The 16,608-nt window shown below is 60.5% G+C and carries 15 protein-coding genes; 8 read left to right on the forward strand and 7 right to left on the reverse strand.

All coding sequences use genetic code 11. The features are described from left to right. Positions 1-90 precede the first annotated feature (90 nt). The 8 genes from frr to JO015_05675 all read left to right on the forward strand — a co-directional run bounded on the left by frr (position 91) and on the right by JO015_05675 (position 7,125). Positions 91-651 (forward strand): ribosome recycling factor, encoded by a 561-nt coding sequence (gene frr, locus JO015_05640; GenBank protein MBV9998580.1) that lies wholly within the window; start codon positions 91-93, stop codon positions 649-651. Next, positions 648-1,178 carry a redoxin domain-containing protein gene (locus JO015_05645; protein MBV9998581.1) on the forward strand — a complete coding sequence of 177 codons (531 nt, stop codon included), beginning with the start codon at positions 648-650 and terminating at the stop codon, positions 1,176-1,178. The genes frr and JO015_05645 overlap by 4 nt, the downstream gene beginning before the upstream one ends. Positions 1,179-1,354: 176 nt before the next feature. Beyond that, positions 1,355-2,302, forward strand: coding sequence for a diacylglycerol kinase family lipid kinase (locus tag JO015_05650; protein MBV9998582.1), 948 nt, complete (start codon positions 1,355-1,357; stop codon positions 2,300-2,302). 118 nt (positions 2,303-2,420) lie between these two features. After that, on the forward strand, positions 2,421-3,791 hold the full coding sequence (locus JO015_05655) for a 3-isopropylmalate dehydratase (protein ID MBV9998583.1): 1,371 nt from the start codon (positions 2,421-2,423) through the stop codon (positions 3,789-3,791). A gap of 2 nt (positions 3,792-3,793) precedes the next feature. Next, a complete protein-coding gene (locus JO015_05660) occupies positions 3,794-4,471 on the forward strand; it encodes a hypothetical protein (GenBank protein MBV9998584.1) in 678 nt (225 codons plus the stop codon). An 8-nt stretch (positions 4,472-4,479) separates the two neighbouring features. Next, on the forward strand, positions 4,480-5,022 hold the full coding sequence (locus JO015_05665) for a 3-isopropylmalate dehydratase (protein ID MBV9998585.1): 543 nt from the start codon (positions 4,480-4,482) through the stop codon (positions 5,020-5,022). Positions 5,023-5,042: 20 nt separating this feature from the next. Further along, complete coding sequence (locus tag JO015_05670) at positions 5,043-5,978, forward strand: glycosyltransferase (GenBank protein MBV9998586.1); 936 nt, start codon at positions 5,043-5,045, stop codon at positions 5,976-5,978. Further along, positions 5,965-7,125, forward strand: coding sequence for a glycosyltransferase (locus tag JO015_05675; GenBank protein MBV9998587.1), 1,161 nt, complete (start codon positions 5,965-5,967; stop codon positions 7,123-7,125). Before JO015_05670 ends, JO015_05675 begins: the two co-directional genes overlap by 14 nt. Positions 7,126-7,465: 340 nt before the next feature. On the opposite strand, the gene JO015_05680 is transcribed toward JO015_05675, so the two are convergent. The 7 genes from JO015_05680 to carB all read right to left on the reverse strand — a co-directional run bounded on the left by JO015_05680 (position 7,466) and on the right by carB (position 16,474). Further along, the gene (locus JO015_05680) at positions 7,466-8,140 is read right to left on the reverse strand and encodes a UDP-N-acetylglucosamine diphosphorylase (GenBank protein MBV9998588.1); all 675 of its coding nucleotides are present in this window, start codon (positions 8,138-8,140) and stop codon (positions 7,466-7,468) included. 88 nt (positions 8,141-8,228) lie between these two features. Further along, positions 8,229-9,641 (reverse strand): cysteine--tRNA ligase, encoded by a 1,413-nt coding sequence (locus JO015_05685; GenBank protein ID MBV9998589.1) that lies wholly within the window; start codon positions 9,639-9,641, stop codon positions 8,229-8,231. Between the two features lie 130 nt (positions 9,642-9,771). Next, positions 9,772-10,284: a 2-C-methyl-D-erythritol 2,4-cyclodiphosphate synthase gene (locus JO015_05690; GenBank protein ID MBV9998590.1), complete on the reverse strand. Its 513-nt coding sequence runs from the start codon at positions 10,282-10,284 to the stop codon at positions 9,772-9,774. Position 10,285: 1 nt separating this feature from the next. Next, positions 10,286-11,053, reverse strand: a complete 768-nt coding sequence (locus JO015_05695) for an inositol monophosphatase (protein MBV9998591.1) — start codon at positions 11,051-11,053, stop codon at positions 10,286-10,288. 679 nt (positions 11,054-11,732) lie between these two features. Further along, positions 11,733-12,275, reverse strand: a complete 543-nt coding sequence (locus JO015_05700) for a phosphopantothenoylcysteine decarboxylase (GenBank protein MBV9998592.1) — start codon at positions 12,273-12,275, stop codon at positions 11,733-11,735. Positions 12,276-12,378: 103 nt separating this feature from the next. Continuing rightward, entirely contained in the window at positions 12,379-13,251 is an 873-nt protein-coding gene (locus JO015_05705; GenBank protein ID MBV9998593.1) for a YicC family protein, read from the reverse strand. Beyond that, complete coding sequence (carB, locus tag JO015_05710) at positions 13,244-16,474, reverse strand: carbamoyl-phosphate synthase large subunit (protein MBV9998594.1); 3,231 nt, start codon at positions 16,472-16,474, stop codon at positions 13,244-13,246. Before carB ends, JO015_05705 begins: the two co-directional genes overlap by 8 nt. Between the last annotated feature and the right edge of the window lie 134 nt (positions 16,475-16,608).

A 16,608-nucleotide genomic window follows, 5' to 3' on the forward strand; every position in this document is an offset into this window, starting at 1 on the left:
GGATCGGAAACGCTCCGAACGTGCGGTGGCCCGTTGACGAGCCATTCGGCGTGCAGGTACCCTTGAGACAAGTTTGTGGAGGCAGCAGTTATGACTGGAGACGATATTTTGTTGGACACGGAGGAAGCGATGGAAAAGAGCACGGAGTACCTGCTTCACGAATTCGCTTCCTTGCGGACGGGGAAGGCCTCACCGGGGTTGGTGGAGAACCTTGACGTGTCTGCTTATGGCACGACGATGAAGCTGAAACAGTTGGCGCTGATCACCACGCCGGAACCACGCCTGCTTGTGATCCAGCCGTTTGATGCGAGCGTCACGCGCGACATCGAAAAGGCGATCAGCGAATCGAAGCTGGGCATCAACCCGGCCGTTGAAGGTAAACTTATTCGCCTGCGAATTCCGGAGCTTTCCGAGGAGCGCCGGAAGGATCTGGTCAAAGCTGCCCGCCACATGGCGGAAGAGGCCCGGGTTCGGGTCCGCGGCAGCCGGCGAGGCGCCATCGACCAGGTGAAGAAGCTGGAGAAAGATGGAAAGATCACTGAGGACGACCGGCGTCACCTTGAGCAGGAAATTCAAGAACTGACCGACAAGTACGTCAAGCAGATCGACTCTCACCTGGAAACGAAGGAAGTCGACATTATGAAGGTATGAAACTGGTCCCCTGCGCGGTCATTGCAGCCGCTTTGATCGTTGGCCCCGTAATTTTCGCCGCGCCACGGCCGGCCCCGGGACCGGCCAGGCAGGTTCCCCCCAGCAGCGTCGTCCGGCCCGCCCCGGAATTCGCCTGGAGCAGCGTGGCGGGTAAGGTCCGTCGCCTGCGCGACCTCCGGGGGCAACCGGTGGTCCTGGTTTTTGCAACCGGCCCGGCGGCAAAGGATTTCGCCCGGCAAGTCAAGCAGATCACCCGTCAGTATCGGCTTCTGGCGGCGCGTAACGCCGTGTTTTTTGTAGCCTTTACGAAAGAGACGGGGGTGATTACCCGCTCGGACGTGCCGTTTATCGTGTTGCCGGATCCCGAGTCAATCGCAGACGAATACCAGGTGGGCGACTTTGGCATCGCCATTATCGGCCCGGACGGCAACCTGGATTACGCAACGGACCGCGTCATTCCGGGCCAGCGAATTCTGGACGTCATCAATAATTCTTTTCAGGTCCAGGCTCAGCAGCGGCGAGGCTGAGGCTGATAAGGCAAGGCAGGCCCTCAACGCCGTCACGACGCGGCGCCGGGTCATGGTCAACCGGTCAACCCTTAGGTCCTCGCCGTTGTTGACCCTGGCGGGGAAGGCTTCGATGGTTTCACGGCCAATCCGGCCAGAGTATGGATACGCAGCATTACGCACGAATCAGTTTTTTCGTGAATCCAGCAAGCGGCAACGTCGGACCGGAAAACCGGGCCCTGGTGGAAGGGCGGCTTCGTGCGCTGACGGACTCGCTTGAGGTGCATGAAGTTACGCCGGCGTCGAAGCTGGTGGCGGAAGCCAGAGCTGCGGCCGAGGGAGGCGCGGAGTTGGTGGTGGTGGCGGGCGGTGACGGTACCATCCGGGAGGTTGCCTCCGGGATGGTAAACACCGGGGTGGCGCTCGGCATCCTGCCGCTTGGCACCTTCAACAACCTTGCCCTGAGCCTCGGTATTCCGCGTGAAATCGATCGCGCCTGCGAGATTCTCGAGCGCGGGCACCCTCGCAAGATCGATGTCGGCCTGGCCAATGAGAAACATTTCTTTTTCGAAGCCGCCGGGGTGGGGGTTGACGCGGAACTTTTTCCGATTGGGGAACTGGTCAAGCAAGGCCGGTTCACCATGATCTTTCGAGCTATCCGCCTGGCTTTGAGGTACCGCCAGGCGGCGGTTTTGTTACGTTTTGACCGGTCTGTGAGCGAAGCTTACCAATCCTCGCGCCGCGGCTTGTCGCCCGTGCGCCACCGGCGCCGCCGGTTTCGCTCAAAAAGCCGTAACCGCATCCGGTTAAGGTGTTCGTTCCTGGCGGTTGCGAACGGCCCTTACTATGGCACGAATTTCGCCATCTGCCCTACCGCCAAGCTTGATGACGGGCTCTTTACCATTGGGGTATTTCGAGACTTCAGCAAACGGGAGCTTGCCACCCACCTCTGGTCGATCAGCCGCGGCCGTTACCATTTCCATCCGAAGATGGAGATCTTCGAGGTGGAATCGTTCGAGGTGAATGCCCGACGGGCCTTGTTCGTCCATGTCGACGGCCTGCCGATCGGCACCACACCCGTCCGTTTTCGAGTATTGCGCGAGGCCCTGACGGTGATGGTGAAGGAGGGACCGAGCGTCGCATGAATTCCTCAAAACAAAGGTCGCAGGCCGTTCTAAACCAAGGCCGCAGGCGGTTCTGCGGGCACGCGCGCCCAATTCGCACTTGATTTGATGCCCCGCCCGTCGAACATTGCCTGCTGCGATGACTCTGACGGAGAAGATTTTAGCACGTGCAAGCGGGAAGGATCGCGTTGAGGCAGGCGATAACATTTGGGTTAACGTCGATATCCTTCTTACCCACGATGTTTGCGGTCCGGGCAGCATCGGTGTCTTTCAGCGCGAGTTCGGAAAGAACGCCAAGGTTTGGGATCCCAAAAAGATCGTCATTATTCCGGATCACTACATCTTTACCGCGGACCGGCTTTCCAACCGCAACGTGGACATCCTTCGGGAGTTCGCCAAGCAACAGGGACTACCCTATTTTTACGACGTCATCGATGACCCGAACGGCCAGTGGAAGTTTGATCCTGCGCGGGGCCAGGTCCGGCGCCAGTACGGTTCGCGTTACCAAGGCGTTTGCCACACGGCGCTGCCGCGGTTAGGCCATGCCCGGCCCGGTGAAGTGCTGTTCGGCACCGACTCACATACCTGCATGGCCGGGGCGTTCGGCGAATTTGCGACCGGTATCGGCAACACCGACGCGGGTTTCATCCTTGGCACGGGCAAGCTGCTCGTCAAGGTGCCCGACACGATGCGCTTCTACCTGGAAGGCGAGTTGCCGCCGGGCGTGATGGCCAAGGATGTGATTCTTAACGTGATCGGCGACATCGGTTTTGACGGGGCCACTTACCGGGCGATGCAATGGGAAGGACCCGGCGCATCGGCGTTGACCATGGATGACCGGATGACGATTGCGAATATGGCCATCGAAGCCGGAGGTAAAAACGGCATCTTTCCGGCAGACGAGAAAACCTTTGCCTACGTCAACGAGCGGCTTCGTGCCAACGGCACCAAAGCGGATTATGACCCGGCGGAGCTTGACCGTGACCAGAAGTTTATCTTCGACAAGGTTTACGACCTGTCCAAGCTGGAGCCCACGGTGGCGATGCACCCGAATCCGGGTAATCGCGCCCTGGCGAAAGAACTGGGTCAAGTCCGGTTGGACCGGGCTTACATCGGCTCCTGCACCGGCGGAAAGACGAGCGATTTCGTGGCGTTCGCCGAAGTGGTGCGGGGCAGGCACGTCAAGATCGACACGTTCGGGGTGCCGGCTACCTCGGATGTGGTCCACGAGTTGAAGACGCTCCGGATGGATTCGGCTTCAGTCTGGGATGTATTGGTCGATGCAGGTGTTATGATGACGGAGAACGCCTCCTGCGCTGCCTGTCTGGGTGGCCCGTCTGATACCTTCGGCCGGCTGAATGCGCCTCTGACCTGCATCAGCGCCACCAACCGGAATTTCCCGGGCCGTATGGGCAGCAAGGAATCGAAGGTGTTTCTGGCCAGCCCGTATACGGTGGCCGCTTCGGCGCTGACCGGGCACGTTACCGATCCGCGCGAGTTTCTGAATTGAACATGTTGTGGACGCCGATGTTGAAATGGCTTTTCCTCGGCGTCCTGTTGTTGGGTTTGGCCGGATTTGGTTGTGTTCACCGCCGGCCGCCTGATCCGCTGAAGGCGGCTGCCGCCGCGGCCGGCCCGGCGTTAGGTGACGATTTCAGGGCCACCAGACGCGGCGACGTTCCTCTGTACCGTTCGGGTCCTCGGCAAATGGCGATACCCGATACGCTGCTGCCCAAGGACACGCTGGTGCGGGTCGTGCGCACGCAGTTCGGTTACACCCTGGTGCAAACGGAGTCCGGGCTGCTCGGCTGGGTTGCCTCCGAGGATCTGGGCGCGCCGCCCGTCCTTCCGGCGGTTGCCGCCAGTGACGCAATGCCGCCATTGCCGGCCGGCGGGCCGGCGTCGGCCGTTAACCGGATCGACGCCCTCAATGCGAGGGCATCGGGGCAGGATACGCTTCCGGTCGGAGGCGCAGCCGGTGCCGGTTCGTCCCATCCGGAGACAAACGGCGACAGCGCGATCGTGGCGCGCTACCGCATTGACGCTCCTCCGGCGGCGGGGAACACCAACAAAGCGACGCACGCCGCCACACCTGCGGCTGCCGAGGCTACTAACAACCCGGCACCTTCGCCGGCAACGTCCGAGGCTGCCGGATCGGCATCCTCTCCCACTCCTGAACCTTCGCCTTAGTTCTTTCTATGCCGAACGTGATCATCAGCCCGGTTTTTGTGCTGGGCGATAACATTGATACCGATCAGATCATACCCGCCCATTACCTTACCCTCGTTCCTACCATCCCGGAGGAGTACGAAAAACTGGGTTCGTATGCGATGGCGGGATTACCCGAGGAACTTTACCCGACTCCGTTCATCGAGGAAGGCACGGCAAAAACGCATTATAAAATCGTAGTTGCCGGTAAAAATTTCGGCTGCGGCAGTTCCCGCGAGCACGCCCCGATCGCCATGGGTGCGGCCGGAGTGGAACTGGTCGTGGCGGAGTCTTACGCCCGGATCTTTTTCCGAAACGCGGTGGCTACGGGTGAGCTCTACCCTTTTGAAGCGCGGGAACGTTTGGTGGATAAAATCAAAACCGGCGACATCGCCACGCTCGATCTTGACTCCGATACGTTCGAGTTCGGCGGCCAGACTTACGTCCTCAAACCCATGGGCGACGTGCGGCCGGTGATTGAGGCCGGGGGTCTCTTCAACTACGCCCGTCAAACGGGGATGATCAGTTCCTGACGCGCAGCGCGTAACGGAGGGTGAAATTTTCGGTCATCACGCCGTGTTATAACCGGCGCGATTACATCGCCGAGGCCGTCGACAGCGTCCTTGCCCAAGGTTATGCGGATTTCGAACATTGGATCATTGACGCCGGATCGAACGACGGCACCCTGGAGGTGCTCGGACGCTATCCCCACCTGAAAGTGGTGTCAGAGCCGGACCGCGGGGTGTACGACGGCATGAACAAGGGCCTCTGCCGTGCGAGCGGGGATGTCGTGGTGCTGCTGAATTCTGATGACATCCTGACCCCCGGGGCGTTTCATTTGGCGGCCGGGCTCCTCGGCAGCACCGTCGGTACCATGCTGGTCTCCGGAGGTTGCGAAATTTTCCGGACGACCGCGGCGGGACGTGAAGTGGTCATGCACCGGTACCTGAACCCGCGGCACTACCAGCTTTCACTGAAAAATGTGACGGTAGGGCACCCGTTAATCAACGCGCGTTTTTTCCGTCGCAAAGTTTTCGAGCAGATCGGGCTTTTTGACCTGCGGTACCCGATTGCGGCCGACCGCGATTTTCTGATCCGGGCGGCGCTTCGCGGTCTGCCTGACGCGCCGGTCACGCGCCTGCTTTACCGTTATCGTTGGCACGCAGGTTCACTTACGATGAACGCGGGAAATGCTTCGCTCCTGCAAGGGATGCAGGATGGGCTGGAGATCGCACGGCACTACCTTTCGGCAGGCCGGTTGGCGCCCGCGGACGCCGCGCACTTCAAACAATGGCGCCGTGAATCGCTTGCGAACGAGGTCATGATCCATGCCGTCAATGGTGCGTTGCCTACCGCCGTGACGACCGCGATGCGGAGCGTCGCCCGGGAGCCGCTGACGGCCGTGACGTTGGCACGCCTCGGGACGCTCGCCGTCTACCGGCGTCTCCGTACCTGGAACCGGCTTCGGCAGGCGCATGATGAAGCGTAAAATCCGCGTTCTGCATTTGATCGACAGCCTGGACCTCGGGGGTGCCCAGACGTTGTTACTGGAGTGCCTGCCGCGCTTCGATCAGGACGCCTATGATTTTACCCTCGCGACGTTTCATGCCAACCGGCGCACGGTTTTTCTCAAACGTGCCTGCCAGGCCGGGATCCACGTCACGGCGCTCTCCCCTTACCGAATCCTCCCGTTGTACGCGGTGACGTTGCCGGCCCTGCTGCTCAGCGGTGCTTTCGATATAGTCCACTGCCATCTGTATGCCTCAAACTGGTTGGGCAGACCGCTCGCACGCCTGCTGGGCGTTCCGGTCGTGGTCGGCCATGACCACTGCTTCGATGCGTTCCGGTTTCGCTTTCCCTGGCGACGGATGGACGCCTGGAGCGCCCGTTTTGCCGACGTTAATTTTGTGATCTCCTCATCCATCATACAACGGTTGGTGGAAGACGAGGGCCTCGAGCCAGCGCGGCTGGCGTTGCTGCCAAACGGGTTCGCCGCGTCGCCCGTCGCCCCTCGATCGAGCCGGTCCGGCGTAAACCGCGGCGAGCGGCGTGGGGCCCGCGCCGATTTCCGGTGGATAGGAGCAGCCGGACGTCTGGTCGGCTGGAAACGGTTCGACCGCTTTCTGGCCCTGGCGCAGGCGCTGTCGACCATCGATGACCGGTACCGGTTCGTCCTCGCCGGCGACGGACCGGCCGCAGCGCGACTGCACGCCATGGCAAAGCGGCTTGGTCTGGATGAACGCGTGGTGTGGCCCGGCGCGGTGCCGGCCTTGGACGGGCTGTTTGCCAACGTGGACGCCTTTGTCCTGACGTCAGATCTGGAAGACGTGCCGATGGTTTTGCTGGAGGCGTTTGCGCAGCGGGTCCCGACCGCAACGATGGCCGTGAATGCGGAACGCCGAAAACTTTTTTGCGAAACGTTGTTGCTTGAGCCGGAGGCAACCCCCGAACGATGGGCACAAGACTTGGATGCGCTTTTGCAGGACGCACCGCGACTCCGCCGGATGACCGACGAGGCGCACCGATCGTTAGCCGGCCGGTTCTCCCTTGATCGACAGGTGTCGGTGATTGATGCCCATTACCGGCGCCTCATCACCACACGGCGGCCGCAGCGAGAGAAAGCGGGCACGACGTAAAAGTTCACACGGTCACACGGCGGCCGCAGCGAACTGGCGGGCACAACGACAGAGTTCACACGGCGAACACGGCGAGCCACGGCGACCACGGCGGGAAGACAAATGCCATAAATGAGGGCCGCCGGTTAGGCACGCCGGGAACCTATGCCGTCTTTGGCCCGGGGCGGCGGTTGGCAGTAACCGGGGACTTTAGTGAGCATTAATCTCGCCGCCCCGGGCCAAAGACGGCGTAATCCTTGCCGAGGTGCCGGGTAATTTTGTCTTTCCGCCGTGTTCGCCGTGGCTCGCCGTGTGAACTCTGTCGTTGTGCCCGCCTTTTCGCTGTGCCCGCCGTGTGACGTTAGGCCCGGGGTATCGGCTGCACCTCCTGGCGACTCTTCAGAATCGTGTTGCCCGGCAGGACGCCGCTGAAACGGCTGAGCGGATAGACCATGCTGTCGCGGCCCAGAATCGATCCGGGATTGATGACGGCATTGGAGCCGATCTCGGTGCGATCGCCGATGATGGCGCCAAACTTTCGCAGCCCGGTGGCGATCACCTGTGAACCGGCTCGAACAAAAATTTCCGTCCCGTCCAGCTTCACGTTCGAGAGGATTACGCCTGCACCGAGGTGCGCTTTATAGCCCAGGATGGAGTCACCCACGTAACTGAAATGCGGGATCTGGGCCGCGTTGAACACGATGCAGTTTTTGAATTCGCATGAGTTTCCCATAACCACGTTATCTCCGACGATAACGTTTTCACGGACGTAACAGCCGCTCCGGATCTCGCAGTTGTTGCCGATCCAGGCCGGCCCCTTCAACGTCGCGCCGTTTTCAATCACCGTGCCTTCACCGACGAACACTGCCGGACCGACGTAAGGTTGGCCCAACAGGCGTCCGTGCATGCCCGGCCTGAGGCGGAACTGCAGGTAACTGCCGATTTGTTTGAGGGCATCCCAGATTTGCGTGCTGTTATCGAACAGCGTCCGGTGTTCGATCTGATTAAGGTCCAGATAATCCGTAACAGAGAACATGGAGCGTATGGTAGCCGGTAGCTGGCGGATTGTAACGTGCAACCCGCACCGGCAGGAGTTGATGGTCGGGCTGCACGGTTCGCACCCCTTAGGTGGCGCCGGACACGCGGGTGAGTTTCTGGCCTTCTTTCGTGTCTTTGACCATCCAGCCGAGGCTTGCGATCTTGTCCCGCAGCGCGTCGCTTTCAGGCCAGTTTTTTGCGCGCCGCGCGGCTGCGCGTGCATCCAGCAGGGTCTGGACTTCGGGTGCGATCTGGGCGTCGTCGTCCTGCAACTGCAGGACCTGGTTCATCGTTTCCCATTCACGAAGGAGTGCCGCGGCCTGTGCCGGACCTAACTCTTTCTGGTCGATGGCCCGATTGGTGGCACGGATCTGTTCGAACAATTCCGCCAGCGCCGCCGAAATGTTTAGGTCATCGTCCAGCGCGGCCAGGAAACGTTCGGCGCTATCCGGCGCGTAGCGAGGATCCGGACCGGCCGAGCCGGCCAGATCGGCCAGGCGCTGGCGCCATTCGTCGATCCGCAAAAGGGATTGGCGCGCTTCGACGAGGCTGTCCTGCGTGAAATTAAGCGGCAACCGATAATTTACCCGCAGCAGGGCATAACGAACCTGGCGGCCGGTGAAACCCTGGTTCAGCAGGTCGCGCAACGTATAAAAGTTACCGAGCGACTTCGACATTTTCTGGCCTTCAACCAGCAAGTGCGCGCAGTGCAGCCAGTACCGGACAAACCGCTTACCGGTGCAGCACTCGGACTGCGCGATCTCGGCTTCGTGATGGGGAAAGATGTTGTCGACGCCGCCGCAATGGATGTCGAGTTCAGCACCAAGCAGGCGCGTCGCCATCGCGCTGCACTCGATGTGCCAGCCGGGCCGGCCACGTCCCCAAGGGCTTTCCCACCAGACGTCGCCGTCTTTTTCGTCCCATGCTTTCCAGAGAGCGAAGTCGCCGATTGACTCCTTGTCATAGTCGTCCTGCTGAATGCGTCCGGAAGGCCTGAGTTCGTCGAGGTTCAGGTGCGCCAGTTTGCCGTAGTCCGGATCCCGATTGATCCGGAAATAGATTGAGCGGTCTTCAGCCTGATAGGCGATGTCCTTGTCCATGAGCACCTGGATCATCTCGATCATGCGCTGAATATTTTCCGGCGCGGTTGCTGCCGGGTAATCGTCAGCCCGTTTGATCCGGAGCACCTCGCAATCGACAAAAAAGGCGTCGATGTATTTTTTGGTGAATTCGTGAAGCGGCACGCCGGCCTCGCGGCTGTTGCGGATGGTCTTATCGTCGACGTCGGTCAGGTTCATCACGCGGTGCACCCGAAAGCCGCGCGCCTCCAGGTGGCGCTGCAGCAGGTCCTCAAAGAGGTAAGCGCGAAAATTGCCGATGTGCGCGAAGGAATAGACGGTCGGCCCGCACGTGTAGATCTTTACGACCTTACCGGCCGGATCAAGCGGATTGAAGGTCTCGAGTTCGCGCGTGTAAGTGTTATACAACTGGATCGCCATAGCGATGTTGGTTTATGCCCTGTCCTCAGGTCGCCCTCCATTTACGGGCCGGGCCGGCCGGTAATTAGGACGTGAAACAAGAGCCAGATTTCGCAAACGCGCAACTCCAACCGATCTTTGCCGTGTCATGTCACGCCACGTGTCGCGGCGCATCGGGCGACACGCTCGGTTCGACCCGTTCAACGCCGGCCACCGCAAAGGCGGCGATGCCTTCGCCGCGGCCGAGGGCACCCAGGCCTTCGTTGGTCGTTGCCTTGATGCCGATAGCGTCCGCCGGCAAATACAGCGTTCGCGCCAGCCGCGCCCGCATCGTTGACAGGTGCGGCCCGATCTTCGGTTCTTCCGCCACGATGGTGGAGTCGATGTTGACGATGGCAAAACGTTTTGCGGCAAGGATCGCCTGCACGCGTTGCAGGATTTCCTGGCTATCCATCCCTTTGATCGCAGCGTCCGTGTTGGGAAAATGATAACCGATGTCGCGCTCGCCGATTGCGCCCAGCAAAGCGTCCGCGATCGCATGGCTCAGCACATCCGCATCAGAATGGCCTTCCAGGCCGCGCGGATGCGGGATCTCCACCCCGCCGAGCACCAGCTTTCTTCCGGTCACAAGCCGGTGGATGTCGTAACCGAAACCGACGCGCATATCACTCTACCTCCGGCAGACTGATCTTTCCGTTGGTGGCGACGACCGCCAGCTTGCCGTCGTGGACCTTGCTCGGCTCGATGGCGATCCTGCCGCCCGCCCGCTCGACCAGCAGAACCCCCGCCGCCACATCCCACCAGTTCACGCTTCGTTCGATGTAGGCATCGTAACGGCCGCACGCCACGTAAGCGAGGTCGAGCGCCGCACTGCCCATCATGCGGCATTTGCGCGCTCGCAGGATCAGCGTCTTGAATGTCTGCAGGCCCGCTTCGATGCCCAGGCCGGTTTTGGAAAACCCGACCGACACGATCGACTGGCTTACATCGCCGTGATTGCTCACCGTCACGACCCGGCCATTCAGAAGCGTGTCGCTTTCGCACGTCGCCTGCCAGAGTTCATCCCGCATCGGATCATAAATGACGCCGACCAGGATTTTCGACTTTTCTCGCAACGCGATCGAGATGCAGAAGTGCGGGATGCCGTAAAAGAAATTCACGGTCCCGTCAATCGGATCGATGACCCACTCATGGTCGCTGCCCGTGGCCGCGGAAGAGCCTTCTTCACCCAGCACGGAATGCGTCGGGAACCGGCTTAGCAGGGATTGAGTGATGAGATCCTGCGAGCGTTCATCCAGTTCAAGTTTGATATCGTGCGCTTCTTCCGCATTGACGACCAGCTGCTTGCCGAAGTGCGTGCGGATGAGGTCGCCGGCTTGCCGGGCAGCCTCGGTCGCTGCTTTCAAGAAATCATTCATAGCGTCCCTATGCATAGCGCGGGATCGCGGCGAGAAAAGCAAAGAGGTGCGAAAGATCACCCGGCAGAAACAAACGAGCGATGCATCCCGTCCGGTTCAACCCGCCGCCCCCAGCCTTTTTGATTTTGTGAAACCGCCGGGTGCATTCGCATCGAAACCGCAATAGCTGACGCGCGTTTTGTCCCTACCTCACGAAATTCGCGTTAGGCAAAAATATAACTTCACTACATTTTCTGGTTGACGATAGAAACGGAGTCGGTTAGTCAACATTTTTGTAATGAGTGTCAACTCTCCGCTACTGCGGACGGAAAGGGGGGATAACTGATGCCCGCAAAGAAAGCCCCGGCGAAGAAAACCGCGGCGTCTCCCGCGACCAGCAAGACTACGAGTTCGAATGCAAAGAAGGCTCCGGCCAAGAAAGTCGCGAAGAAAGCTGCTGCGCCCGCAACCGCCGCGAAGAAAAAGCCCGCCGCCAAATCTTAAACCGGTTGTACGCGTACTCTTTTGGGATAGGAGGAGAGATGATCTCTCCTCCTATTTTTTTCACGCGCTTGAGCCGTGTCGATGAGTATGGGGCGGCGTGGGTGGGACCCGCAACGGCCGGGACGCAACGTCGAAAGGGCCGCCGGTCGCGCGGGTTCGCGGCGGGCCGGAGGCATGCGCTCGTGCGAAAACAGGTGCCGGGTGCGTGCTGCTAACCGGGCACGCGTTTCCGGTACTTGAGCGCCTGGGCAACGATATCATCCACCGGCCAAAGGCGTCCGATGCCTTCGTAGCCGCACGCGAGCAGACCTTCTTCGGGGCCGATAAAGCGTGCGTCCCGGCTCCGGAGCGTCGCGACATTTTGCTCGGTTGCCGGGTGCAGCCACATCTTGCCGTTCATGGCCGGTGCGATCAGCAGGGGCGCGCGCGTGGCGAGCGCGATCGAGGTCAGCGCGTCGTCCGCGAAACCGTGCGCAAGCTTGGCGATGACGTCCGCTGTGGCCGGCGCGATGAGCAGCAGTTCGGCATTATCGGCAAGTTCGATGTGACCGGGATGCCAATCAGCTTTCTCGTCGAAAATGTCGACCGTCACGGGATGGCGGGAAAGCGTCTGCAGGGTAAGCGGCGTGATGAACTGCGTTGCCCCTCGGGTCATGACGACGTGAACCGAGCAGCCCTGTTTGGTAAGTTTGCTCGCCAGATCGGCCGCTTTGTAAGCCGCAATGGAAGCGGTAACGCCAAGAACCACGTTCATGGTTAGATCATCCATCAGAGACAGGCCGATCGCCGGTCAGCCCATCCGGTCCATGGTCCCGTTTAGCAGGCCTTTCACCCCTGCCCGGACGGGTGACCGGCAATTACTCAACATTTTGAATTTGTTCGCGAATCTTGTCGAGTTCGGCCTTGGCCTGAACGACCAGCTGCGAAATCTCCACGTCGTTCGCCTTTGCGCTCAGCGTGTTGAGTTCGCGTCCGATCTCCTGGCCGATGAATTCCAGGGTGCGTCCGATCGCATCCGGCTGCCGGCAGGTCACCTGGAACTGGTCGAGATGCGATTCCAGGCGCGTCACCTCTTCAGAAAAGTCTGATCGCTCGGCAAAAAACGCCACCTCTTTAGCCAGGCGCTCGTCGTCCATGTTCACGTGGATTTCCAGTTTCTGGATGCGATCCCGGAGGTTAGACCGGTAGCGCGCAACTGCTTGCGGGCGCAAACGTTTGACCTTGGTTAAAATCGAGTGCACCAACCGGGCGCGTTTCAGCAAGTCGCGCTGCAGGTGAGCGCCTTCCTTCGCCCGCATGGCCATCAACTGATCCAGCGCTGATTCGATTGCGCCGGTCAGCGCGGTTTTCAGCGCCGGACTGACTCGGGCTTCGTTGGCCCCTTCGATCACACCCGGCAACCGCACCAGGGTGTCGAGGCTGACTTCGCCGGTTAAACCAAGTGAAGCCTGCAAACCTTTAAACGCCTTCAAATACGCGTGGGCCAAGGGCTCATTTATCTTCACAACCGGCCCGGCGGCGCCCGGGTCGGCCACGACCGAGACCGTGAGCCGTCCGCGGTGCACCCGCCGCGTCACCGCCGCGCGCACGTCAGCTTCCGAGGCCGCCAGGGCGGAAGGCAGATTGATGGCCAGATCGATCTGCCGCTTGTTTACCGATTGGATCTCGACCGCAAGCTTGACGCCGGCGCACGTCGAGTGGCCGCGGCCATAACCGGTCATGCTATGCATGTGGGGCGTGGTCGTGGTATTCCTGCAGCGCTTTCACGCCGATACCTTTCTTTTGGACCGAGTAAATGGCGCGGATACTCGCCTCAACGGCGCTGACCGTGGTCAGGATCGGAATGCGGCGTGCCACCGCCAGGCTGCGGATGCGCACCTCGTCCTGGCGCGGCACTTTGCCGCTTGGCGTGTTGATGATGAGATCGATTTCATCGTTCTTGATCATGTCGAGAACGTGAGGCCGTCCCTCCGATAGCTTGAACAGGCGAGTAACCGGCAACCCGGCATTGCTCAGCGCCCGTGCGGTGCCGCTCGTCGCGTATAGTTTGAAGCTGAGTGCGACCAGTTCGCGGGCGAGGGTTAGCATCGGTGCTTTGTCGCTATCCTTTACGCTGACAAAAATATTTCCGCTGCGGGGCAGAGGCGGCTGCGCCGCCATCTGCGACTTGGCGTACGCCAACCCGAGATCGCCGTCGATGCCCATGACTTCGCCGGTCGATTTCATTTCCGGACCAAGCGCGATGTCGATGCCGGGAAACCGGATAAACGGAAACACGGCTTCCTTCACCGAGTAATGCGGGGGCACCAATTCCTCGGTGAAACTGAGTTCCCGAAGCGTCTTTCCGGCCATCACCTTGGCGGCGAGCTTTGCTAAGGGCACGCCGATGGCTTTACTGACGAACGGGACGGTGCGGGACGCGCGCGGGTTAACTTCAAGCACGTACACCGCATCTTCCTTGATCGCGAACTGTACGTTCATCAGCCCGCGTACTTCCAAGGCATGGGCCATCGCTTTGGTGGCGCGCACGATTTCATCGTGGATGGCCGGGCTGAGTGAAAAAGCCGGAATCACGCAAGCGCTGTCGCCGCTGTGGATCCCGGCTTGTTCAATGTGCTGCATCACCGCCCCGATCACGGCCGTTTCGCCGTCGGCGATACAGTCCACGTCAACCTCGATGGCATCTTCGAGAAAACGATCGACGAGCACCGGCCGTTGCGGGCTGGCTTCGACCGCCGTACGAATGTAGCGGCGCAGGTCTTCTTCCTGGTAAACAATTTCCATCGCCCGTCCCCCCAGCACGAAAGAAGGACGCACCAGAACGGGGAAACCGATTTTCCTGGCGACCGCGACGGCCTCCTCTGCGTCGATGGCGCTGCCGTTAGGGGGCTGGTTGAGTTGCAAGCGCTGCAACAGGGCCGCGAAATCTTTCCGGTCTTCAGCGATTTCGATGCTGCGCGGCTGGGTGCCGATAATGTTCACGCCGTTAGCCTGTAATGCGGCCGCCAGATTCAACGGCGTCTGGCCGCCAAACTGGACGATCGCGGCCCAACATTTCTCCTGTTGGTAGATATTAAGGACGTCTTCCAGGGTCAGCGGCTCGAAATACAGCTTATCGCTGGTGTCGTAATCGGTCGACACGGTCTCCGGATTGGAGTTCACCATGATGGTTTCAAAACCTTCCTCCTTCAGGGCGAAGGCCGCATGCACGCAGCAATAATCGAACTCGATGCCCTGCCCGATCCGGTTGGGGCCGCCACCCAGAATCATGACCTTCCTGCGGTCCCCGGTGCGCGTCTCATTTTCTTCGCCGTACGTGGAATAGTAGTAAGGCGTGTAGGCCTCAAACTCGGCGGCGCAGGTGTCGACAAGCCGGTAAGTGGGAACGATGCCGGCTGCGATTCGTTCCTGGCGGACTTCGTTCTCACTGCGTCCGGTCAGGTGCGCAATCTGGCGGTCGGAAAAACCAAACAACTTCGCGTGGCGCAGGTTAAAATCTCCGCGCCGGATGTTTTCCTCTTCCTGCACGATCTGCCGGATGTTCTGAAGGAACCAGGGATCGATGCCGGTGATCTCGTGCAGGCGCTCGACCGAAAGGCCGGCCTGCATCCCGTACCGGAGGTAAAAGATGCGATCCCACGACGGGTTCACCAGCTTGCGCTCGATCTCGTCCAGGGCCCATGCACCATCCGGCAGGCGAGGTTCGCGATCTTTCCCGTCTCCGCCTAACCCGGCCCGACCGATCTCAAGCGAGCGCAATGCTTTCTGTAATGCTTCCTTGAAGGTGCGCCCGATCGCCATGGCCTCGCCGACGCTCTTCATCTGGGTGGTTAAGGTCGGGTCAGCCTGTGGGAATTTCTCAAAGGTGAACCGCGGCACTTTCACCACGCAGTAATCGATCACGGGTTCGAAACTCGCCGGGGTCTCGCGGGTGATGTCGTTGCGGATTTCGTCGAGGGTGTAGCCGACCGCTAACTTGGCGGCGATCTTGGCGATGGGAAATCCCGTGGCTTTGGAAGCCAGGGCCGAGGATCGCGAAACTCGCGGGTTCATTTCGATCACGGCCATCCGCCCGTTTTTCGGGTTCAGAGCAAACTGAATGTTTGAACCGCCCGTCTCGACGCCGATCTCCCGGATGACTGCGAAAGAGGCGTCACGCATGAGTTGGTACTCGCGGTCGGTCAGGGTCTGGACCGGAGCAACCGTAATGGAGTCGCCGGTGTGAACCCCCATCGCATCGAAGTTCTCGATGGAGCAGATCACGACGCAGTTGTCCGCGCGGTCGCGCATCACCTCCATTTCGAATTCTTTCCAGCCGAGCAGCGATTCTTCGATGAGGACCTCGGAGACCGGCGATAAGCTGAGCCCGCGCGCGACGATTTCCTCGAACTCCTGGCGGTTGTAAGCGATGCCCCCGCCTGAGCCGCCTAAAGTGAAGGCCGGCCGGATGATCAAGGGGAACGTGCCGACCTCGAGCGCGACCCGGCGCGCCTCGTCAAGGTTATGGGCCGTACCGGACCTGGGCACATCCAAACCGATGCGCAGCATCGCCTCCTTGAACAGTTGCCGGTTTTCCCCTTTATCGATCGCCTCGGCGTTGGCGCCGATCAAACGTACGCCGTACTTCTTGAGCGCGCCGCTTCGGAAGAGGTCCATGGCGGTGTTGAGAGCGGTCTGGCCGCCAAGCGTGGGAAGCAACGCGTCCGGCTTTTCACGTTCGATGATTTTTTCAACGACTTCCGGCGTGATCGGTTCGATGTAGGTGCGAGCCGCAAACTCCGGGTCGGTCATGATCGTGGCAGGGTTTGAGTTGACCAGGACGACCTCATACCCTTCTTCCTTAAGCGCTTTGCAAGCCTGCACGCCCGAATAGTCGAACTCGCAGCCTTGCCCGATAACGATCGGTCCCGATCCGATCAGCAATATTTTGTGGAGGTCGGTGTCTTTGGGCATCGAGGTTGCAGATTAGCCCGAAGGCAAGTGGGCGCAAGCGCAGCGTCACCTAAGGGGTCCGGCCTGCCGCGGTCCGATGCTGCCCGGCAGGCTGATACACAGGCATTGCTTTTACGACGGCCCTGCTTTGTGCC

Source organism: Verrucomicrobiota bacterium (genome assembly GCA_019247695.1).
Classification (GTDB): Bacteria; Verrucomicrobiota; Verrucomicrobiia; order Chthoniobacterales; family JAFAMB01; genus JAFBAP01.